Source organism: Arthrobacter sp. PvP103 (assembly GCF_017833075.1).
In the GTDB taxonomy this organism is placed as follows: Bacteria; Actinomycetota; Actinomycetes; order Actinomycetales; family Micrococcaceae; genus Arthrobacter.
The window spans coordinates 1,546,517-1,568,332 of the sequence record NZ_JAFIBQ010000001.1; the positions used below are offsets into that span (position 1 = coordinate 1,546,517).

Below are 21,816 nucleotides of genomic sequence, written 5' to 3' on the forward strand. Positions count from 1 at the left end.
GCCGGCCCGTAGTAAGGAGCCGGCCTTCTGCATGTTCACCGACCGGGGTGTGGCATCCGGCAGCGTGCGTCTAAGCAGGGCCCACGCTGTCCGGGTTCCCTGGCCGAGTTTGCGAGGTTAGGGAGACGGTGGGGAGGAACGAGCGAGCAGGCCGAGGATGTTACGCCCCGGTCGGCTTAGCGTTCGCGCTGCGGTTCTCCTGCCACGGTCTTGGCGGCTTCGACTTCGAGCATCAGCTTGCCGTCTTCTTCGACAAGCTTCGGCTGGTACACGTGCGGCTTGCGCTTGTAGCTCAGGTAGGCGATGCAGCCGTTGGCGGCCGCCATCTTCTCGAGCATGATTTCGGAGCCGGGAACCAGCAGCTGGCCGAGTTTCAGGCCCACCGTGTTTTCCTGGCCCACTTCGTCGCCCAGGGCGGTGGTGTCACGTTCGGCGATAACCTTGCTGGCGCACACCCACCGGCCCCACACGCCCTTGCTTCCCAGCAGGGTGGGCTGCTGGTTCACGGGCACGGTGGCGGCAAAGTAGCGGGTGTTGAAGCGGCGGTGGGCAAAGTCGGGGCTGAGCCAGTTGACCAGCGGTTTCAGCAGGTCAGTGCGGATCGACAATCCGCGCTTGGCCAGCACGTCCGTAAAGGATTTCTCCTGCTCGGCGACCGCAATCCTGGCACGCATCCACTCAGGCGTGGACGTGGCTTCCACCGTGGTGGAGATGTCCGGGCCGGCGAGGAGGACGCCTGTTTCTTCAAAGAGTTCACGGATGGCACCCACCACGTGGCGGCGCGCCAGCCCGACGTCGGCCGTCCCCATCTGTTCCGCCCAATGCTGCGGCGTCGGGCCCAGCCAGCCGACGGCGTCGTCGTCGGACGCCTCCAGGGAACCGCCGGGGAAGGCGAGAACGCCGAGCGGGGAGGAACCCGGCCGGTAGCCCAGCCAGGTTTCGAGCCCTGTGGGAGAGTCCCGCAGCAGGACGACCGAGGACGCGTAGCGTGCGGCGCGCGGTGTCCGCTCGCCATGTTCGAGCCAGCTTTGTGCTGCCCCCTCAAGATCGGGAGGCAGCACAAACAGGCGACGGGCTAACTGGGGCAAGGGAAGTGACCGGCCTTAGCTAAATTCGGCGATCAGTTCGACTTCGACCGGCGAGTCCAGCGGAAGAACCGATACGCCGACGGCGGACCGTGCATGCTGGCCCGCGTCGCCGAGGACCTTGCCCAGGAGTTCCGAGGCGCCGTTGATGACTCCCGGCTGCCCGGTGAAGGTGGGATCGGAGGAAACGAAGCCCACCACCTTGACGATCCTGGTGATGCGGTCGAGGTCGCCGATCACGCTCTTGACCGCGGCCAGGGCGTTGACGGCGCAGACGGCGGCGAAGCGCTTGGCGTCCTCGGGAGAAACCGTGGGTTCGTCAGCGTAGCCCTCGGTGCCCGTCGACACCTTGCCGGTAGCTTCGAGTTTGCCGTTAATAAAGGGCAGCTGGCCGGACGTATAAACATGGTTGCCGGAGATGACGGCCGGAACGTAGGCGGCCACCGGGGCCGCAACGTCCGGAAGGACCAATCCCAGCTCCGCCAGACGCTGTTCTACGGCGGAAACCGGTGCTCCGTTTTCCGCTCCGGAGGCCGGATTTTCGGCGTGGGCCGGGGATTCCGGCGCCGTGCCCGCAGGGCTTGTCATAACTACTGCTTCTCCCTCTTGAGGTAGGCAACGAGGCCGTTGCCGTCAGGACCGGTGACTACCTGGACGAGCTCCCAGCCGTCCTCTCCCCACTGGTCCAGAATCTGCTTCGTGGCGTGAATAATGAGCGGAATCGTGGCGTACTCCCATTTGGTCATGAGCTAAAGACTAGTCCTTGCCGGTAAAGTGGAAAACATGGCGACTGGTAAGAACCCTTTATTCGACACGGCCACCACCCTCGGAAAGATCCTTGCTTTCCTTGGCGTGAGCGCGATTTGTGGTGTCCTGGTGGCAGGCCTGCTGGTCCCTGCGGCGGCTGTTTCCGGCAGCACTGCGAGCGGCTCCATCGAGTTCTTCGACACGCTCCCGGCGGAGCTGCAGGTGGATCCGCCGAGCCAGTCCACCAAGATCCTCGCCTCCGACGGCAGCCTGATCGCCAACCTCTACGCTGAAAACCGCACACGCGTTTCACTGGACCAGATGTCGCCATTCATCAAGGACGCAGTGATCGCCATTGAGGACAGCCGCTTCTATGAGCACGGCGGTGTGGACACCACGGGCATCATGCGTGCACTGGTCAGCACTGCCCGCGGCAATAAACAGGGCGCGTCCACCATCACGCAGCAGTACGTGAACAACGTCATCAATGCCTCGCTGGAAGCTGAAGGCAATACCGAGGACATCAAGCTCAACGGCGTTAACAAGGGCGTAGGCGACAAGCTCCGCGAGATGAAGCTGGCCATCGCCCTGGAGAAGAAGTTCACCAAGGAGCAGATCCTCGAGGGCTACCTCAACATCGTGTTCTTCAACCGTGACGCCTACGGCATCGAGGCGGCTTCCAAGTTCTTCTTCAGCACCACCGCGAAGGACCTCACCCTTCCGCAGGCCGCGCTGCTGGCCGGCGTGGTGAACAGCCCGTCGTTCTACGACCCCATCACCAATCCTGAGAACGCGAAGAACCGCCGCGACCTGGTGCTCAAGGCGATGTACACGCAGGGCAAGATCAAGCAGCCCGAGTACGAAGCAGCGGTGGCCGCACCGGTGGAAACCAAGGTCACCCCGGCCCGCCAAGGTTGTGCCTATGCTTCCACGGCCCCCTACTTCTGTGATTACGTCCTGCACCTGCTGCTGAACGACCCGGCCTACGGCGCCGATGCCACGGAGCGCGAGCGGAAGATCTTCCGCGGCGGCCTGACCATCACCACCACCCTTGACCCCAAGGCCCAGAACGCGGCGCAGGCCCAAGTGGACGCGTCGGCCGGAGCCAACCCGGACAAGTGGGGTGCGGCGGTTGTTTCGGTCCAGCCGAACACCGGCAAGATCACCAACATGGCGCAGAACACCGTGTGGTTCGCCGGGGACGGCAAGTTCGACAGCCAGCTCAACTTCAGCGTTGACCAGTACGACGCCAACGGCAACGACCTCAACGGCCTCGGCGGAGCCCAGCCCGGATCAACCATGAAGCCGTTCACGTTTGCCGAGTGGCTAAACGAGGGCAATTCGATGAACACAATCCTGAACGGCGCGGTTCGTCGCTATCCACAGAACTTCCCCTGGAAGAACACTTGCCCGACCCCGACGGTCGGCTGGTATGACAGCACCAACGGCGAGTCCACGGACCTGCAGAATGCGGAGCCGAACTACTACAAGTCAATGACGGTCCTCGATGGCCTGGCCAACTCGATCAACACCATGACGTTTGCCACCGCCGCCAGGGTGGACCTCTGCGGAATCCAGAAGGTCGTGGACGCTGTGGGCCTGCACGAAGGCCTTCCGCAGCGGGACGGTGACGGTAAGATCACCAACCCGACGCCGCCCATCACCATGACGACGCTGGGTAATCTCCTGGGTTCCAGGCAGACGTCGCCGCTGGCCATGGCAAGCGCCTTCGCCACCTTCGCGAATGACGGCAAGTACTGTGCCCCGATCGCCATCACGTCGGTCACCGACCAGACCGGCGCCCAGCTGCCGGCCCAGTCCACGAACTGCCGGGACGCCCTCAAACCGGAGGTTGCCCGCGGCGTGAACTATGCCCTCCAGGAAGTCCTCAACCGCGGCTCGGGTTCGCTCATCCAGCCCCGCATTTCCACCAAGACCAACTTCCCCATCGCGGCCAAGACCGGTACGTCCAACAACAACGGCTCCACCTGGGTGGTGGGCCACACCACCGGCCTGGCCACCGCGGCGTGGTTCGGTGACGCCCTCGGAACGCAGCAGCGCGCGGGCCAGAACGTGACCGTCAACGGCAAGTTCTACACCGGAATCGACGGTTACATGATCGCCGGGCCGATGTTCTCGAACTTCATGTCCCAGGTCGCGCCCGCGTACGGTACCAACCCGTTCACTGCACCGCCGTCGAACATGGTCAATGGAACGCCCACACGGCAGAACACCCCGTCGACGCAGCGCGGTGCGCCAGCACCGGCGCCGGCTCCCACCACCGAAGCTCCGGCTCCGGCACCCAGCAACAAGGACAACGGCAAGGGCAACGGGTAGCGCACCAATGGGGGACAACACAACGCTGGCAGGCCGCGCCCGAAGCATCGGACGCGGCCTTGCCGTAACTGCAGCAGCCGGCGCCGCAGCCGGCATGGCAACGGCGGGGTACGGGCTGTGGGAGAAGAACCAGTTCGTCCTGCGCGAGGAAACCGTGCCCGTCCTTCCCGCCGGTTTCGGCCCGTTCCGGGTCCTGCACCTCAGCGATATCCACTTCGTTCCGGGGCAGAACCGGAAAGCGGAGTGGCTGTCTTCCCTGGCTGAGCTGAAACCGGACCTGGTGGTCAACACCGGGGACAACCTCAGCCACGTCAAGGCGATCGACCCGCTGCTGGCGGCGCTGGAACCCCTCCTGCAATTTCCCGGCGTCTTCGTGCCCGGTTCCAACGACTACTTCGCACCCACCGTTAAAAACCCGGCGTCCTACTTGCTGGGTCCGTCAAAAGCCCAGAAGAAGCCCGTGGAACTCGACTGGCCGAGGCTGCGCTCCTCCTTCGGAATGTCCGGCTGGGTGGACCTGACCAACCGAAACCAGTCCGTGGTGCTGAAGGGTCTGCGCTTTGACTTCTCCGGTGTGGACGATCCCCACCTCAAGTTGGAGCGCTATGCCGGCTGGCCCCGCGGGACCAAGGGCCAGGACAACACACCCCACCTGCGCGTGGCGGTCATCCACGCGCCCTACCAGCGCGTGCTGGACCACTTCACCGAGGACGGGGCGGACCTGCTGCTCGCCGGCCACACCCACGGCGGACAGATCTGCCTGCCCGGGTACGGTGCCCTGGTCTCAAACTGCGACCTCCCCACGTGGCGGGCCAAGGGACTCCACAACTGGGAAAGCAATGGAAGCACGACGCCGGTCAACGTCTCCGGCGGGATCGGCACCTCGCGCTTCGCACCGGTACGGATCGCCTGCCGGCCCGAGGCCGTACTCCTCACCCTGACGGAGCGCTGAGGCGCCCGGTTCCGCAGGCCCCACCACCGGAACCATTACGAAGCGCAATGACTGGGCAAGATCTCCGCAGCCCGCAAAATCCTGTGAACGACGTCACGCCATGGCATAGGGTAGTTGCTAAAGGAAACTACATTCGCAGTTGAGCTTCAAGAAGCGGGCATGGCCAAGCAGACTCCATTCTTCACGTCAATCAGCCGACTCTATCCCCACGTAAAGCCGATCATCCCCCGGCTTTTTATGGGACTTCTATGCGCCCTCCTGGCCAGCATCGTGGCACTGGCGATCCCCCAGGTGCTGCGGGTGCTCATCAATGACTCGCTTCGGCCGGGCGGCGCCACGGACGCTGTCTGGATCGCCTCCCTGACCATCCTGGGACTTGGTGTCGCCGAAGCCGGGCTGGTTGCCCTCCGCCGCCAGTTCGTGATCAATCCCGCCACCACCGTGGAAACGCGGATGCGGGTATCGCTCTACGGACACCTCCAGGACCTGACCGTGTCCTTCCACGACCGCCGGGGATCCGGGCAGCTGCTCTCCCGGGCAATGACGGACCTGAACTTCCTGCGCCGCTGGATGGCGTTCGGCGCCATCATGCTGGTGGTGACCACCCTGACGGTGGTGATCGGCGTCGTCGTGATGTTTGCGATGAGCTGGCAGCTGGCACTGATCTTCCTGGCCGCCGCCGTGCCCATCATGATCTACGGTTTCCGGTTCAGGACCCGCTTCAGCAAGGTGGCCCGGCGCAGCCAGGACCAGGCCGGCGACCTCGCCACCACGGTGGAGGAATCCGTGCACGGCATCCGCGTGCTCAAGGCCTTCGGCCGCAGCCGCGAAGCCCTGGAGAACTTCAACGAACAGGCCGAGGAACTCCGGCAGACCGAGATCGCCAAGGCCAAACACCAGGCCACCTTCAGCATGGTGGTCACTCTCCTGCCCGAACTTGCGCTCGGCGCCGGGCTGGTGGCGGGCATCACGCTGGCCGCGGACGGCCAGCTAAGCATCGGTTCGCTGGTAGCGTTCTTCGCCACCGCGGCCGTCGTCGCGGCGCCCGTGGAATTCAGCGGCATGCTGCTCGCCATGGCGCTGACGGCAAAAACGGCCATCGACCGGCATTTCGAGGTCATGGACGCTGCCAACACCATCACCAGCCCGGAACAGCCCCGGCAGCCCGCGCAACTCAGGGGCGCCCTGAGCTTCAATGCCGCGACGTTCGCGTTCGAGGACGCCCCGGACAAGCCGATCCTCAAGGACATCAGCCTTGACGTCCGTCCCGGGGAGACCATGGCCCTTGTGGGAATCACCGGCAGCGGCAAGAGCGCACTGCTCCAGCTGGTCCCCCGCCTCTACGACGTCACCGCGGGCTCCATCACGATCGACGGCGTGGACCTGCGCGAGTTCTCCGTAGAGCAGCTGCGCACGGTGGTGGGCGTCGCCTTCGAAGACACCACCCTGTTCTCCAATTCCGTCCGCGACAACGTGCTGCTCGGTGCCAGCGAGCGGAGCCAGGAAGCGCTGGAGGAAGCCCTGGACGTTGCCCAGGCCCACTTCGCCTACTCCCTTCCGGACGGCCTGGACACGCTGATCGGCGAGGAGGGCCTCAGCCTGTCCGGCGGCCAGCGGCAGCGCATCGCCCTGGCCCGTGCCATCGCCGCGAAGCCCAAGGTGCTGGTGCTGGACGATCCGCTGTCCGCCCTGGACGTCAACACCGAAGAACTCGTGGAAGCCCGGCTGCGCGAGGTGCTTGCCGACACCACCACGCTGATCGTCGCCCACCGGCCGTCCACCGTGGCGCTGGCGGACCGGGTGGCACTGCTCAAGGACGGCCGGATCGCCGCCGTCGGGACCCACGCCGAACTGCTGGCGCACAACGAGCACTACCGTTACGTGATCGCCAGCCTGGAAACTGAACCCCGTGACCTGGATTCCGAACTGTCGGACCTTTCAGAATTAAGCGACGAGTCCGAGGAGATTTCCCGATGACCACCGCTACCTTCGGCACCGCCAACGAGGACAACGCCCACCTGAGCAAGAGCGAAAGCAAAACCGTGCGACGGCGTTCGCTCGCGTTGCTGGCGTCCCTGATCCGTCCCGTCCGACTGAGGTTCTGGCTCACCATCACCATGGTGGTCCTCTCGCAGGCCGCCCGGGTGGCCGGGCCTGCGCTGATCGCCTTCGGCATCGACCACGCCCTGCCTGCCCTCCGGTCCGGGGACAACATGCCGCTGGTCCTCACCGGCGTCGCCTACCTTGCCGCGGCGGTCGCCACGGCGGGCCTCACCGCCCTGTACGTGACCTCGACGGCGAAACTGAGCCAGGCGATGCTGCTGGACCTGCGGGTCCGCGTCTTCCGGCACACACAGCGGCTGAGCCTTGAATTCCACGAGAAGTACACGTCCGGCCGGATCATCGCCCGGCAGACCTCGGACCTCGAGGCGCTGCGTGAACTCCTGGACTCGGGCGTCAGCTCGCTGGCCTCCGGGATGCTGTTCATGGTGTTCACGGCCATCACGGTGTTCGCCCTGGACTGGCGCAGCGGCCTCATTGTGCTGGCCGCGGGCGTGCCCATGTACTTCCTGGCACGCTGGTACCAGAAGCACTCCCAGATCGCCTTCCGCGAGTCCCGGGTGGTGTCCGCGCGCCTGATTGTGCACTTCGTGGAAACCATGACCGGCATCCGGGCAGTGAAGGCCTTCCGCAAGGAGCGCGAAAACGCCGACCGCTACGGCCAACTGTCCGAGGACTACCGCAGGGTGACTGTCCGGTCCATCAACCTCAACGGCATCTTCCAGCCGGGCCTGGTGCTGATCGGCAACGTCTGCGTGGCGGTGGTTCTGCTGTTCGGCGGTTTCCGTGTGCTGGACGGGGACCTCGCCGTGGGTGTCCTGCTGGCCTTGATCCTGTCCACCAAGCGCTTTTTCCAGCCGGTGGACCAGATGGCCATGTTCTACAACTCCTTCCAGAGCGCCCAGGCAGCCCTTGAGAAGGTCTCCGGCCTGCTGGAGGAGGTTCCCACCGTGCGGCCGCCGAAGAACCCCGTAGCGCTCCCCGATGCCCGCGGCACCATCGACTTCAACGGCGTGGAGTTCCGCTACGGCGACGGGCCCGTCATCATCCCGAAGCTGGACCTGCACATACCGGCCGGGCAGATTGTGGCCCTGGTGGGCCAGACCGGCGCGGGCAAGTCCACCCTGGCAAAACTGATTGCCCGCTTCTATGACGTGTCCGAGGGGTCGGTGACGCTGGACGGCGTGGACCTGAGGAGCCTCACCACCCCGGACCTGCGCCGGAACGTGGTGATGGTTACCCAGGAGGCCTTCCTGTTCAGCGGGTCCGTGGCGGACAATATCGCACTGGGCCGTCCGGAAGCCTCCCGGGCGGAGATCGAGGAGGCCGCCCGCGCCGTTGGCGCCTACGAGTTCATCATGGAACTGCCCGATGGCTTCGACACCGACGTGAACAAGCGCGGCGGGCGTGTCTCGGCCGGGCAGCGCCAGCTCATCAGCTTTGCCCGGGCCTTCCTGGCCCGCCCGGCGGTGCTCATCCTGGACGAGGCCACCTCCTCGCTGGACATCCCCTCGGAGCGCCTGGTCCAGAGCGGACTCGCCAGCCTGCTGGAGGGTGTGGCAGGGCACGACGCCGGCCGCACGGCCCTGATCATCGCCCATCGGCTCTCCACGGTTGAGACCGCCGACCGCGTCCTGGTGGTCCACGACGGACGGGTGGTGGAGGACGGCACACCGGAGGAACTCATCGGCGGCGGCGGGCGATTCGCCGAACTGCACGGAGCTTGGAAGGACTCGCTCGTATAGCTTTCGTGTTGCCGCGGGGTGCCGATTTCACATCCGGGGCAGGAATCGGATACTCTTGTGAAGTTGCTTTTGAAGCAACGGATCGGGATGTGGCGCAGCTTGGTAGCGCGCGTCGTTCGGGACGACGAGGTCGCAGGTTCAAATCCTGTCATCCCGACCAAACACAAAGAGGGTCTTCCATTCGGAAGGCCCTCTTTGTGTTGCGCCTGCGGCGCGTCCGGCCGTGGCCTTAGAGGCCCTCGAAGGTGGAACGCTGGCTGGCCTGGCCGTCACCCAGCAGGGGAACCCGTGGCCGGTTGGAGCCGTCATCCTCCCGGTAGCTTCCCCGCGTTTCATAAGTCTGGACCTGGCTGACATACCGGTGCCTAAGCCGGAGTCCATAGGCAAAGAGCACCAGTGCCTCCAACAGCAACGCTATGCCCACCATCCCCCAGACCAGGGTTCCGGCGTCCGCCGTTCCGCCCGCCACGGCGATTATCGACGACCCCGCCACGGCGGCCACGATCAGCGAAGCCCCTGCGATGGTCCACGCGGCATGGGCCCGCTTCAAGTCATTCGATTCCCTGCGGTTCATGACACTCCCCCTACATCGTGTGGCCAAAAAAACAGCCCCGGGACATGGTTCGCGCATGTCCCGGGGCTGGTGGTCCCTTGCGGGAGGTACGTCAGGGTCTACATCGGGTCCGGCCAGTTGCCGATGGACGCCTGGTAAGACATGGGATCCGGCCAGTTACCGATGGACTGCGCAAACTGCATGGGATCCGGCCAGTTACCAATAGCGGTGGTGCTTCCCAGCTGATCCGCCCAGTTGCCGACCGGACCTGCAGACAACACTGCGGGGGCTGCGGCTGAAAATGCCAGTGCGCCAGCCAAGGCGGCGGCGGCTGCGATCTTCTTCAACATTAGGTTTCCTCAATACGAGTCGGATTCGTTACAAAGTCAGCACTGCCCTTGTTGACATACATTGTAAAATGTTTTCCACAGAGACTGTCAAGCATTTGGTATAAAGACTGTCCGGAATAAGGAGGAAACCCGTGGGGAACGGATTCGGGGAGAAGCTCCGCGCCGAACGACTCGAACGTGGGTTGACGCAAGCAGAACTGGGAAAGGACCTTTATTCTCCCAGCTACATCTCCCTCTTGGAAACAGGCCGGCGTGAACCTACCGCCGATGTTATCGAAGAGTTAGCCCGGAGGCTCGAGCTGGCCCCCAAGGCATTGGAAGCGTGGAGCCAGCCCATCTCGGTCAGCGACGCCGAGTATGTCCTGGCCGGTCTCTACGCCCGGCAGGCCTGGGACCTGCGGGATTATCCGCTCGCGGCGGCGCACGCCGCCACAGCGGCCCAGATAGCCCTCGAGGGCAAGAACACCAGCGCCTGGTGGAACATGACCTACATGCAGGCGGAGTGCCTCATGAAGCAGGGCCAGCTGCAGGAATGCCAGAACATCATGCAGCACCTCCTGGAGCACCCCATGGCCACGGAGTCCGCCGGCCTGGGCGTACGCGCCCGCCAGATGCTCGCCGCGGTGTGCCACGGGCAGGGCCAGCTGGCCACCGCCGTCGAGCATGCCCAGAAGGCCGTGGAACTCTGCTCGCAGCTGCCGAAGGGGTCAACGCTGATCATCGGTGCCCTGCGTGCCCTGATCGGCGCGCTGGCTGAAAGCGGACGGCTGGACGAAGCCTGGACCTACTGCCAGGCCATGAACGACCAGATGGACGACCAATCCATTTCGCAGCTCGCCGGCGAGGTGGCCTGGGTGATTGGCAACGTGGCGTTCATGCGGCATGACTACCCCGAGGGCATCAAGTACCACGAACGCGCCGCCAAACTGCTCTCGCCGGCAAATGACATCGAGCTGTGGGCCCGCTTCAACAAGGCATCCGCGGCAGTGCGGCTCTCCTCGGGCATCGTGGAACCGGAAACCCTCTCCGCCATCGAGCGCGCCGAACTGGCCCTGTCCATCGTGGGCGGGAACAAGACAGACCAGCTGGAAGTCGCGTTCATCCGCGCGCGCTGGCTGTACCTGACCGGCGACATCCCGGCCGCCGTGGAGAAGCTCCGCGAAATCCACGCCGAGCGGAAGGCACTGGCCCGTCACACGGCAGGCGAAGTCTCACTCCTGTTGGGGAAGTCGCTCAAGGCCGCCGGTGAATCCGACGAGGCACTGGTGCTCCTCGAGGAAGCGCAGCAGGAATTCAGTGCCGCCGGCGCCTCCGACCGCGTCCAGCAGGCCATGGATGCCGTGCTGGAGATCAAGCTCGCCCAGCGGCGCGCAGCAGCTGCCCAGGCAGCTGCTGAGGCCAGCTAGGCGAGCCCGGCCTCAATAACGTCCCCTAGACGAACGCCCGTCCGGTGAGCTTTTCGTACGCCTCGACATAGCGGCCGCGCGTGCGGCTCACCACGTCCTCCGGCAGCGCCGGCGGCGGTACGTCCGAAGCCCGGTCCCAGCCGGACTCGTCGGATGTCAGCCAGTCGCGGACGTACTGCTTGTCATACGACGGCTGGGACTTGCCCGGCTCATACGTGGCCGCGTCCCAGAAGCGCGAAGAGTCCGGGGTGAGGACCTCGTCGCCCAGGGTGATGACGCCGGTGGACACGTCGAAGCCGAACTCCACCTTGGTGTCGGCCAGGATGATGCCGCGTCCGCGTGCGATTTCCTCGGCCTTGGTGTAGATCTTCAGCGTCAGCTCGCGCAGGCGGGCGGCAACGTCCTCGCCCACCAGGCCCACCACGGCGTCATAGGTGATGTTTTCGTCGTGCTCCCCCACCTCTGCCTTGGCGGACGGCGTGAAGATGGCTTCGTCGAGCCGGGAACCGTCCACCAGGCCTTCCGGCAGCGGGATGCTGCACACGGTGCGGGACTTCTGGTATTCCAGGAGCCCGGATCCGGTGAGGTAGCCGCGGGCAATGCATTCCACCGGGAACATATCCAGCTTCTTGCAGATCATGGCGCGGCCCTCGACCGCCGCGGGGACGCCGTCCTCAACGGTGGATGCCAGCACGTGGTGTGCGACGTCGAGCTGGTCGAACCACCACAGGCTCAGCTGGGTGAGGATGCGGCCCTTGTCCGGGATTTCGCTCGAAAGCACATGGTCGTAGGCACTGATGCGGTCGCTGGCCACCACCAGGACGCAGTCCTGGCCGAACTGCCGGGCGAGGGAATCGTCCGCGGGCACATAGAGGTCCCGGACCTTGCCGGAGTAGACGTGGCGCCAGCCCGGAAGATCCAAAGTGGCGGTGTCCAGCCCGGCCTTGGGAGCTGCTTCAAGGGGGGAATTTTCGGTCATGCTATGCCTTCGCCTTCGTTACGGGCAGCGTTCCGGTGGACGGGGCCGAGACCTTGATTTCGCCGCGGGCCGCCTTGCGCCCGATGTCGGTGCGGAACTGCCCGCCTTCGAGCTGTACCAGCTCCACGCCGTCGTACGCGCGTTCCCGGGCCTCCACGAGGTCGGTTCCCAGCGCGACCACGGCGAGCACGCGGCCGCCGGCGGAGACCACTTTGCCTTCCTCGTCCAGCTTGGTGCCGGCGTGGATCACGTGGACGCCTTCCAGCTCGTCCACCTTCTTGAGGCCGCGGATGCGGTCACCCGTTCGCGGGGTGTCCGGGTAGTTTTCCGAGGCGACGACGACGGCGACCGCGGTGTCCTTGGACCAGCGCAGCTCTTCCGCTTTGTCCAGTTCGCCCTTGGCAGCTGCCAGCAGCAGCGCACCGAGCGGCGTCTTGAGCCGGGCCAGGACGGCCTGGGTTTCCGGATCGCCGAAGCGGACGTTGAATTCGATGACGCGGGTGCCGCGCGAGGTCAGGGCCAGGCCCACGAACAGCACGCCGACGAACGGGGTTCCGCGGTGCGCCATCTCGTTGACCGTGGGCTGCGCCACGCGGTCGATGACTTCCTGGACCAGGCCTTCGGGCGCCCACTCCAGCGGGGTGTAGGCGCCCATGCCGCCGGTGTTGGGGCCTTCGTCGTTGTCGAAGATGCGCTTGAAGTCCTGCGCCGGGGAGAGTGCCACCGTGTTCCGGCCGTCGCACAGGACGAACACGGAAACCTCGGGACCGTCCAGGAACTCTTCGATCACCACGGAGCCGCCCGCGTCGAAGCAGCTCTGGGCGTGGGCCAGGGCTTCGTCCCGGTTGTTGGTAACCACCACGCCCTTGCCGGCGGCCAGGCCGTCGTCCTTGACCACGTAGGGGGCGCCGAAGGTGTCCAGCGCGTCGGCAGCTTCCTCGGCGGTGCTCGCAACGCGCGCCATGGCGGTGGGAACGCCGGCCTCGGCCATGACCTGCTTGGCGAATGCCTTGGAGGCCTCCAGCTGGGCGGCCGCCTTGCTGGGTCCGAAGACGGGGATCCCGGCTGCACGGACGGCATCGGAAACCCCGGCGGCCAGGGGCGCCTCGGGACCAACCACCACGAGGTCCACACCCAGCTTGGTGGCCAGGGCCGCTACGGCGTCCGGATCATTGCCGTCAATGGCGTAGGTGGGGACCAGCTTGCCGATACCCGCGTTGCCCGGAGCCGCATGGACTTCGGAAACGTTGGGGTCTGCAAGCAGGGAGCGGACAATGGCGTGTTCGCGGCCACCAGGGCCAATGACGAGTACCTTCACAGTCTCCAAGGGTACTTTGTGCACCCGGTCCGGTCCTAAGCCGTGACCTGCCCCCGTCAATCCTTAACGGCCGCAGCTACGAACCCCCGGCATGAAGAAGCTTACGAACTGGCTCAAGGGTCCCACTGCGCTGGCCGCGCTGGCAGGCGTGGCTGCGGCCGCCGTCGTACTTTCCGTTGCGGAACTGATCGGCGCCTTCTTCACGGCGCGGGCAACGCCGCTCATTGCCCTCGGCTCAACCTTTATCGACTTCACGCCGCCGTGGCTGAAGGATTTCGCCATTGCCACGTTCGGCACCAATGACAAGGCGGCACTGTTCGCGGGGATGGGACTGACCATCTTCCTGCTCGCCTGCGTGCTCGGCGTCGTGGCGTACCGGAAGTGGTCGCTGGGCGTGGCCGGCGTCCTCCTGATGGGCGCGGTCATTGTTGCCAGCGTTGTGACCCGGGCCAGCGTGGAACCGCTGGACGCCATCCCTTCGCTGATCGGCACCGCGGCCGGGCTGGTGGTGCTGCGGCTGCTGATCACGCGGCTGTGGCGGATGCGTTCATGGCCCGGCGTCGCCGCGGATGTCGCCGCCAAGGACACCGAACGCCCGGCCACCACCCGCCGCGCCTTCTTCGCCGCCAGCGGGATCACCGCAGTGGCGGCTGCCATCGCGGCAACCGGCGGCCGGCTGCTCAGCGCGGCACGGAGCAATATTGCCCAGGCCCGCGAATCGCTCCAGCTGCCTTCCCCGGCCAAGGCAGCCCCCGCTGTACCGGCGGGTGTCCAGTCCGCCGCCCCGGGGGTCACGCCGTGGATTACCCCCAACAACGAGTTCTACCGGATCGACACGGCCCTGAGCGTGCCGGAGATCAACGCCGAGGAATGGGAGCTTCGCGTCCACGGCCTCGTGGAGCAGGAAGTCACCCTGACGTTCCAGGACCTGCTCGACGCCGAACTGATTGAGTCCCACGTGACACTCACGTGCGTGTCGAATCCCGTGGGCGGCAACCTGGCGGGCAACGCCAAATGGCTGGGACTGCCCCTCCGTGAGGTCCTCAAGATGGCCCGCCCCAAGGACGGCGCAGACATGGTGCTGTCCACCTCCGAGGATGGCTTCAGCGCGTCGACTCCGCTCGAGGTGCTGCAGGATGACCGCGACGCCATGCTGGCGATCGGCATGAACGGCGAGCCCCTGCCGCTGGAACACGGCTACCCCGTCCGCATGGTGGTCCCGGGCCTATACGGTTTTGTCTCCGCCACCAAATGGGTGGTGGACCTTGAAGTGACCCGCTTCGCTGACAGCAAGGCCTACTGGACGGACCGCGGCTGGTCCGAGCGCGGTCCCATCAAGACCATGGCCCGGGTGGAGGTGCCCAAGTCCTTCGCGCAGGTCCCGGCCGGCAAAGTGGCCATCGGCGGCACCGCCTGGGCGCAGACGCGCGGCATTACCAAGGTGGAGGTGCAGATCGACAACGGCCCCTGGACCGAGGCGGTGCTGTCCACCGAAGCATCCGTGGTGACGTGGCGCCAGTGGTCGTTCGAATGGGACGCCACCCCTGGCCCGCATTACATCAAGGCCCGGGCCACGGACGGTACCGGCGAGGTCCAGACGGACAAGCGCGCCGATCCCGTGCCCGACGGCGCTTCCGGCTGGCAGTCGGTCATGGTGACCGTGCAATAGCCCGGGTTTCAGGCAACGGCACCATAGACTTTAGCCATGCCAGAAAATCCGCATGCCACATTCACAGTGGAGTCCGCCGTCGAACTGGCAGTCGTGGAACGAAGCGGTTTCGTCGAATCCCGGCACATCGGCTCAGCCGTGGTCCTTGCCGCCGACGGAACGGTGGTCACGCAGCTCGGCGACATCACCACCCCCATCTACGCCCGCTCGGCGCTGAAGCCCCTGCAGGCCCTGGCGGCCATGCAGTCCGGGGTTCCCCTGCGCGGCGCACAGGTCGCCCTGGCCTGCGCCAGCCACACCGGTTCCCTGGACCATATGGACGTCGTGGAGGGGATGCTGAAGGCCGCGGGGGTCAAGGAGGAGCAGCTGCAGTGCCCTGCTGCCTGGCCGCAGGACGAGAACGCCCGCCACTGGCTGATCCGGTCCGAACAGGGCAGGTCCAAGCTCGCGTTCAACTGCTCGGGTAAGCACGCCGCGTTTCTGTGGGCCTGCACGGAAAACGGCTGGGACACACACAGCTACCTTGAGCCCAACCATCCGCTGCAGCAGCGCGTCCGCTCCGCAATCGAGGAATACTCCGGCGAGCGGATCGCGCACCTGGGGATCGACGGCTGCGGCGCTCCGGTGGCGGCCATCTCCCTGACCGGGCTGGCACGGGCCTACTCGCGGCTGGCCAAGGCCCCCGGGGACAAGAATTCCAATGCGCGCGCCGCCACCATCGCGACCTCCATGCTCGACTACCCGTGGGCAGTCCAGGGCAAGGGTGAGCCCAACACCATCGTGATGGACGAACTGGAGATCATCGCCAAGATCGGTGCGGAAGGCGTGCTTGCCATGGCCACCACCACGGGCGTTTCCGTGGCCATCAAGGTGCTGGACGGAAACCTGCGCGCCACCACGCTGGTGGGCCTGACCCTGCTGGCCGCCTCGGGCGCCGTGGACATCCCGGGCGTCTCCAGCGTGCTGGAAAAAGTAGTGGAACCCGTCCTCGGCGGCGGACGGCCTGTGGGCAAGATCCGGCTGGGCCATGCCGTCTCGGCGCTCCTGGACTGACATGGCTGTTTCACGTCGACGCATTGATATCGAAGAAGGCCGCGCCGCCCTGGCCGCGTGGCTGGAAGCCGCCGGACCGGCGTCGGGCGGACCGGCGTCGGGCGTTCCGCGTGCCGTGACCGCGACGGCGGTGCGCTACACCCTGGAGGAGGTCACGGCGAGGGCGCCGGGCAACTCCGTGGAGGTGCGCGTTCCGCCGTTCGGCGTCACGCAGTGCGTGGAAGGACCGCGGCACACGCGCGGAACTCCCCCTAACGTCATCGAGTGCGACGCCGCAACCTGGCTTGCGATGGCCACCGGCCAGGTGGGCTGGGCCGACGCCGTGGCATCCGGGAAAGTGGCGGCATCTGGGTTGCGGGCGGACCTGTCGGAACTTCTCCCGCTGTAGCCCCTGCTCCAGCCGACGTTGGCCGGACGCTGGCGGCGGCAACGCGCAGCCCCGCCCCGGTGATTCCCGGGACGGGGCTGCGTTTGGTGCGGTGTAGGGCCTCTATAGCTTGGACGGACGGCGCCTATTCGTGGTTGATAGCGGCCGAGCTGCGCTCATGCGGGGCCGGACGGCCTCCTGGCCGGCTCATCTGGAATCCGGGGATATCCTCGGGGTTGGGACCGCCGCGGAACTTGGGCGACGGAGCCTCTCCGCCGCTGATCCGCTCGAGCTCCTGGTCCTCGAAGTCATCCTCGACGCCGAGCATGATGGCAGAGTCGTGATTGGTGATTTCGCCGCGGAACGCACGGACCATGACGCCGCGATCGAACTGGCCCTCCCATTTGGAGACCACGAACGTGGCTACGCAGTTCCCCAGCAGGTTGACCACAACCCGCATGGAATCCATCAGACGGTCTGCGCCAAGGAGCAGTGCCACGCCGGCAACCGGGAAGATTCCCAAGGCGGCTGCGGTGGCGGACAGGGCGAGGAACGAGGACCCGGGCACTCCGGCCATGCCCTTGGAGGTCAGGAGCAGGACGCCGAGGGCGGCCAACTGCTGGCCAAGGTCCAGGTTGTGGCCGAAAGCCTGCGCCAGGAAGAGCAGGGAGATGGACAGGTAGATGGCGGCGCCGTCGAGGTTGAACGAATAGCCGGTGGGAACCACCAGGCCGGTCGTGGCCCGTGAGCAGCCTGCATTGGTCAGCTTGGTCATGATGCGCGGCATAACAGCCTCGGTGGAGGCAGTTCCGAGCGCCAGCAGGAACTCTTCGCGGGTGTACTTCAGGAAATGCCAGAGCGGAACCCGGGCAAAGCCCCAGGCGACAAGGAACAACAGCGCGATGAAGACGACGGCGGCGCCGTAGCAGGCTGCAATCAACTTGGCGTAGGTGCCGAGGGTACCGAGGCCGTACTGGCCGATGATGAATGCCATAGCTCCGAAGGCACCGATGGGCGCCACCTTCATGATCCAGGACATGATCTTGAAGATGAGCTCCAGGACAGTTTCCATGAGGCTGATGACCGGCATGCAGCGCTCGCGTCCGATGACCACGATGGCCGCGCCGAAGAACACGGAGAAGAACAGGACCTGCAGGAGGCTGTTGCTCGCGAAGGCACCGATCACGCTGGTGGGAATGATGTCCAGGATGAAGTGGGCCGCGTCTTTCGGCGGCGTGGTGCCGGTTTTCGCGTTCAACGCTTCCTGGGAGAGCGTGCTGGGATCGATGTTCAGCCCGGCACCGGGCTGGACGATGTTGCCTACGATCAGGCCGAAGACCAGCGCGAAGAGCGTGGCCGCGGTGAAGTAGAGAAGGGCTTTGACTCCAACCCTTCCGACCGCCTTGACGTCGCCTACGGCCGAGATTCCGGTGACAATCACCAGGAAAATCAGCGGCGCGATGATCATCTTGATGAGCTGGATGAATCCATCACCGAGAGGCCTCAGCTGCGAGCCGAGGTCCGGCCAGAAATGTCCGATAAGAACACCTGCCACAACGGCGATCAGAATTTGGAAGAAGAGCGACCTATACAGGGGCTTCTTCTTCGACGGCGCCGAACTCGCCTTCAGCGCCGCAGAGTCTGGGATCTTCATTGATCTGTACCTATCAATCGGGAACAGCCCCGGAGATCGGGGTCTGTTTCCAAAGTAACCCCGCTCACATTATTCCGCAAGAGGAAATTCAATTTCCACAGTGTGGAATCATATGGGATTTTTTGGGCATACAAAATCCGCTGCGGAAACGGACGCCTGTCCGGGGAAACCCCGGCCCAAACGTCCGCCTACGCAGCGGAAAGTATGGCTTTTCTTGTTGTTAGCCGCGGCCGATGAACGGCATTCCTGCTGCCGTGATGACCACCGAGCCGACGCTGGCCGTTGGTGGCATGCCTGCCATCAGCAGCACTGCGCGGGCGGCGTCCTGCACCGGGAACGTGGGCTCCACGCGGCGGCTGCCGTCAGCCTGCAGGGCGCCGGAGTCCACTCCGATGGTGCCCATGATGTCCGTGGCGGTATTGCCGATGTCGATCTGGCCGCACGTGATGCCGAAATCCCTGCCGTCCAGTTCGATGCTCTTGGTCAGGCCTGTCATGGCGTGCTTGGTCACCGTGTACGCCACGGTCCGGGGCCGCGGGGAATGGGCGGAAATGGAGCCGTTGTTGATGATCCGGCCGCCCTGCGGCTCCTGGGCCTTCATCGCCCGCACCGCAGCGGCGGCACACAGCATGGAACCGGTGAGGTTCACCGCCACCACCGCATCCCAGTCCGCCACGCTGATTTCGTCCACCGACGCAGCCGGGCCGAAGACCCCCGCGTTGTTGAACAGGACATCCACCCGCCCCCACTTCCGGAGGGCCGTGGCGAAAAGGCGTTCGACGTCGTCGGGCACCGTGACATCGCAGGTCACCGCCAGTGCCTGGCGGTGACCTGCTGCGGACTCCAGCAGCGGAGCCTCACGGCGGCCGGCCAGCACCACGCGGTAGCCTTCGGCCAGCATAAGCCGCGCCACCGCCCGGCCGATCCCGGACCCTGCACCGGTCACGACGGCGACCGGCCCCGGCCGGTGGGGTGGTACAGGCCGGTGGGTTGCAGTCATTCGTCGCTCCTTGCGTTGATGGCCGGACCGCCAGGGCCGCGGCTACGGCGCAGCGGGCACGTCCGCTGCCGTTACGGGCCAGCCTATGACGGTCTTGGGCCGCGGGCTGGCGTAGGTCCGGACTTTGGACGTGGACAGCCCCAGCCGCACCAGGGACTCCGCGATGGTCACGGCGGCCGCCACTCCATCAACCACCGGGACGCCCGCACGCTTGCGGATCTCCTCGTCCAGGCCGGCCATCCCGCCACACCCCAGGACAATCACCTCGGCCTTGTCGTCACGCACCGCCGCCAGCGACTGCTCGATGATCGCTTCGACAGCCCGCTCCGGCTCCTCTTCCAGCTCCAGGACGGCCATCCCGCTGGCCCGCACCGAGGCACACCGCGCATCGAGGCCGGCCAGCTTCAACCGGTCCTCGATGAGCGGAACCGCCCTGTCAAGGGTGGTGACCACCGAGTACTTGTGGCCAAGGAACATCGCCGTGGAGGCCGCCGCCTCGGTGATGTCGACGACGGGGACGTCCAGGAGCTCCTGCAGCCCCTCCCGTCCGTGCTCTCCGTACCCGGCCTGGATAACGGCGTCGAACGGCTCCGGGTAGTTGACCACGGCGTCCATGACGGCGATCGCGGCGAGGTAGCTTTCAAAGTTCCCCTCACAGGAGTCCGCGCCGAACCGCGGCGTGAGCCCCACGATCTCGGTGCCTGGTGCCGCGACGGACCGCGCCTGGGCGGCGATGGAGTCGGTCATGGACTGCGTGGTGTTCACGTTGGCGACAAGTATGCGCATGGTTGTTTCTTCCGTTGTCTGTGGGGCCGGGTGGCGTTCGTCAGTGCGTGCTCGCGACGGCGATGGATTCGCCGTCGACATCTTCGAGCCGCTGCGAGCGGTCGGCGATGAAGTAGTACACCACTGCGGCGATGCCGGCCGCGAAGAACCAGGCGAAGGGGGCGGCTGCCTCGAGCGCCGGAACGAAGGCTATCAGGAGCGCGACGACGGCCGCCGGGACGAGCGCGATGATCGCCCGGGGGTTCACGCCCTTCTTGTAGTAGTAGGCTCCGGCGGGGTCAGCCGTGTAAAGCTCGGGGACATTGACCCGGCCGCGGCGCAGCAGCCAGTAGTCGGCCATCACGACACCGAACAGCGGGCCGAGCAACGCTCCGAGGCCGCCGAGGAAGTACACAATCACGAGGGGATTGTTGTACAGGTTCCACGGCAGGATGATCAGTCCGATCGTGCCGCTGACCCAGGCCGCCTTGCGGAAGTTCAGGTGCCTCGGGAAGAGGTTGGTCAGGGCGTAGACCGGGGCCACGAAGTTTGCCATCAGGTTCACGGCGATGGTCAGGATGAGCAGCGCGAGGCACGCCAGGACCAGGAACAAGGTGTTCGGTATGGTCTGGACAATGTCCGACGGGCTCTGGATGACCGTGCCGTTGATCTTGAACTGGCCGCCGGCCATGACCACCACAATGGCGCCGAAGAGGAGCATGTTGATGGGGATGCCCCAGAAGTTGCCGCGGACCACTGCCTTCTTGGAAACGGCGGACCGGGTGAAGTCGCAGAAGTTCAGGACGAAAGTTCCGTAGATGGACACCCACAGGGCGCCGCCGGCGAAGATGGTGCGCCACATGTCCGCCCCTTCGAGGGCGTTGTCCGAAGACCAGGCAATGGAGCCGCCGGCTTCGATGAAGATCCAGACGGCGATGGCCGCCATGGTCACCAGGATGATGGGCCCGGCAAAAGCCTCGTACTTGCGGATCATTTCCATGCCGAAGCTGACGATGATCAGCTGCACGATCCAGAGCAACACAAAGGCGGCCCAGCCCAGTGTGGACAGCCCCAGGATCGAGTTGGAGTCCAGCTCCTTCAGCGAAGGAACCATGGCCACGAGCATGACGCGAAGCACCACCGACGCCAGGTAGGTCTGGATGCCGAACCAGGCCACGGCCACGGCACCGCGCAGGAGGCTGGCAATCTGGGCTCCCCTGATGCCGAAGCTGATCCGGCTCATGACGGGGAACGGCACTCCGGTTTTGACGCCCATGAACCCGGAGAAGCTTAGGAGCCCGAACAGCAGGACGGCACCGACGCCGAGGGCCAGCAGGATCTGCCAGCCGCCGAGGCCCAGTGCGAAAAGCCCGATGGCGAAGGCATAGTTTCCAAGGCTGTGGACGTCGTTGGCCCACAGGGTGAAGATACTGTAGCTCGTCCAGCGGCGGCCTTCCCGCTTCGTCGGAGCAAGGTCGATGTTGTACAGGCTGGGGCTGATGGTGCGCCCGGACGCGGCGCTCGCTGTTTCACACAGGGCTTCGACGCCCGTTGCGGGATGGACCGGCTGGTCCGACAACTCTGTCGGGCCGGAATCCGTTTCGACGCCGACTGATGGGGTCGTCTGCATCTGGTTCTCCAGTTCTAGGGACGGTGATGGCGGAAGCCACTGCTTCCGAGAGAGTAATTCCACAAGATGGAAATTTGGTTTTGAGGAGTGGAATAACTTTATGACCTGGGTCACCTTATGGTCAAGGGCGTCGCGGCGCATCAGA

At 65.5% G+C, this 21,816-nt stretch carries 19 protein-coding genes and 1 tRNA gene; 9 read left to right on the forward strand and 11 right to left on the reverse strand.

Translation table 11 applies throughout. From position 1 onward, the window contains the following. Positions 1-176: 176 nt before the first annotated feature. From JOE41_RS07135 to JOE41_RS07145, 3 genes are read right to left on the reverse strand one after another with little or no spacing between them, the layout of a single operon-like run. Positions 177-1,088: an NUDIX hydrolase gene (locus JOE41_RS07135; protein ID WP_011693221.1), complete on the reverse strand. Its 912-nt coding sequence runs from the start codon at positions 1,086-1,088 to the stop codon at positions 177-179. Positions 1,089-1,103: 15 nt separating this feature from the next. Next, complete coding sequence (locus tag JOE41_RS07140) at positions 1,104-1,673, reverse strand: RidA family protein (RefSeq protein ID WP_011693222.1); 570 nt, start codon at positions 1,671-1,673, stop codon at positions 1,104-1,106. Between the two features lie 2 nt (positions 1,674-1,675). After that, a complete protein-coding gene (locus tag JOE41_RS07145) occupies positions 1,676-1,831 on the reverse strand; it encodes a DUF4177 domain-containing protein (protein WP_011693223.1) in 156 nt (51 codons plus the stop codon). A 37-nt stretch (positions 1,832-1,868) separates the two neighbouring features. On the opposite strand from JOE41_RS07145, the gene JOE41_RS07150 reads away from it, so the two are divergent. The 5 genes from JOE41_RS07150 to JOE41_RS07170 all read left to right on the forward strand — a co-directional run bounded on the left by JOE41_RS07150 (position 1,869) and on the right by JOE41_RS07170 (position 9,087). Continuing rightward, positions 1,869-4,169: a transglycosylase domain-containing protein gene (locus JOE41_RS07150; protein ID WP_209751716.1), complete on the forward strand. Its 2,301-nt coding sequence runs from the start codon at positions 1,869-1,871 to the stop codon at positions 4,167-4,169. Positions 4,170-4,176: 7 nt separating this feature from the next. Next, positions 4,177-5,121, forward strand: a complete 945-nt coding sequence (locus tag JOE41_RS07155; protein ID WP_011693225.1) for a metallophosphoesterase — start codon at positions 4,177-4,179, stop codon at positions 5,119-5,121. 159 nt (positions 5,122-5,280) lie between these two features. Continuing rightward, positions 5,281-7,098 carry an ABC transporter ATP-binding protein gene (locus tag JOE41_RS07160; RefSeq protein WP_209751718.1) on the forward strand — a complete coding sequence of 606 codons (1,818 nt, stop codon included), beginning with the start codon at positions 5,281-5,283 and terminating at the stop codon, positions 7,096-7,098. Further along, positions 7,095-8,927, forward strand: coding sequence for an ABC transporter ATP-binding protein (locus JOE41_RS07165; RefSeq protein ID WP_209751719.1), 1,833 nt, complete (start codon positions 7,095-7,097; stop codon positions 8,925-8,927). Before JOE41_RS07160 ends, JOE41_RS07165 begins: the two co-directional genes overlap by 4 nt. Before the next feature lie 83 nt (positions 8,928-9,010). After that, positions 9,011-9,087 (forward strand) — tRNA-Pro (locus JOE41_RS07170). A gap of 69 nt (positions 9,088-9,156) precedes the next feature. Here JOE41_RS07170 and JOE41_RS07175 read toward each other — a convergent pair. Next, a complete protein-coding gene (locus tag JOE41_RS07175; protein WP_209751721.1) occupies positions 9,157-9,501 on the reverse strand; it encodes a hypothetical protein in 345 nt (114 codons plus the stop codon). A 98-nt stretch (positions 9,502-9,599) separates the two neighbouring features. Further along, positions 9,600-9,830 (reverse strand): hypothetical protein, encoded by a 231-nt coding sequence (locus JOE41_RS07180; RefSeq protein ID WP_043430012.1) that lies wholly within the window; start codon positions 9,828-9,830, stop codon positions 9,600-9,602. A gap of 131 nt (positions 9,831-9,961) precedes the next feature. On the opposite strand from JOE41_RS07180, the gene JOE41_RS07185 reads away from it, so the two are divergent. Beyond that, positions 9,962-11,236 (forward strand): helix-turn-helix domain-containing protein, encoded by a 1,275-nt coding sequence (locus JOE41_RS07185; protein WP_011693229.1) that lies wholly within the window; start codon positions 9,962-9,964, stop codon positions 11,234-11,236. Between the two features lie 25 nt (positions 11,237-11,261). On the opposite strand, the gene JOE41_RS07190 is transcribed toward JOE41_RS07185, so the two are convergent. Beyond that, positions 11,262-12,215, reverse strand: coding sequence for a phosphoribosylaminoimidazolesuccinocarboxamide synthase (locus tag JOE41_RS07190; RefSeq protein ID WP_209751723.1), 954 nt, complete (start codon positions 12,213-12,215; stop codon positions 11,262-11,264). Between the two features lies 1 nt (position 12,216). After that, a complete protein-coding gene (gene purD / locus JOE41_RS07195; RefSeq protein WP_043430014.1) occupies positions 12,217-13,533 on the reverse strand; it encodes a phosphoribosylamine--glycine ligase in 1,317 nt (438 codons plus the stop codon). A gap of 91 nt (positions 13,534-13,624) precedes the next feature. Between purD and JOE41_RS07200 the strand changes: the two genes are divergently transcribed. Genes JOE41_RS07200 through JOE41_RS07210 form a run of 3 tightly spaced genes read left to right on the forward strand, consistent with a single transcriptional unit; the run spans position 13,625 to position 16,643 of the window. Next, positions 13,625-15,202, forward strand: a complete 1,578-nt coding sequence (locus JOE41_RS07200) for a molybdopterin-dependent oxidoreductase (protein WP_209751725.1) — start codon at positions 13,625-13,627, stop codon at positions 15,200-15,202. A gap of 36 nt (positions 15,203-15,238) precedes the next feature. Continuing rightward, positions 15,239-16,255, forward strand: a complete 1,017-nt coding sequence (locus JOE41_RS07205; protein WP_011693233.1) for an asparaginase — start codon at positions 15,239-15,241, stop codon at positions 16,253-16,255. A gap of 1 nt (position 16,256) precedes the next feature. Further along, the gene (locus JOE41_RS07210; RefSeq protein ID WP_209751727.1) at positions 16,257-16,643 is read left to right on the forward strand and encodes a sterol carrier family protein; all 387 of its coding nucleotides are present in this window, start codon (positions 16,257-16,259) and stop codon (positions 16,641-16,643) included. A 124-nt stretch (positions 16,644-16,767) separates the two neighbouring features. On the opposite strand, the gene JOE41_RS07215 is transcribed toward JOE41_RS07210, so the two are convergent. The 4 genes from JOE41_RS07215 to JOE41_RS07230 all read right to left on the reverse strand — a co-directional run bounded on the left by JOE41_RS07215 (position 16,768) and on the right by JOE41_RS07230 (position 21,671). Then, positions 16,768-18,276 (reverse strand): C4-dicarboxylate transporter DctA, encoded by a 1,509-nt coding sequence (locus tag JOE41_RS07215; RefSeq protein ID WP_011693235.1) that lies wholly within the window; start codon positions 18,274-18,276, stop codon positions 16,768-16,770. A gap of 220 nt (positions 18,277-18,496) precedes the next feature. Further along, entirely contained in the window at positions 18,497-19,276 is a 780-nt protein-coding gene (locus JOE41_RS07220) for an SDR family oxidoreductase (RefSeq protein ID WP_011693236.1), read from the reverse strand. Positions 19,277-19,318: 42 nt separating this feature from the next. Further along, on the reverse strand, positions 19,319-20,062 hold the full coding sequence (locus tag JOE41_RS07225; protein ID WP_011693237.1) for an aspartate/glutamate racemase family protein: 744 nt from the start codon (positions 20,060-20,062) through the stop codon (positions 19,319-19,321). A gap of 40 nt (positions 20,063-20,102) precedes the next feature. Next, positions 20,103-21,671, reverse strand: coding sequence for an NCS1 family nucleobase:cation symporter-1 (locus tag JOE41_RS07230; RefSeq protein WP_209751729.1), 1,569 nt, complete (start codon positions 21,669-21,671; stop codon positions 20,103-20,105). Between the last annotated feature and the right edge of the window lie 145 nt (positions 21,672-21,816).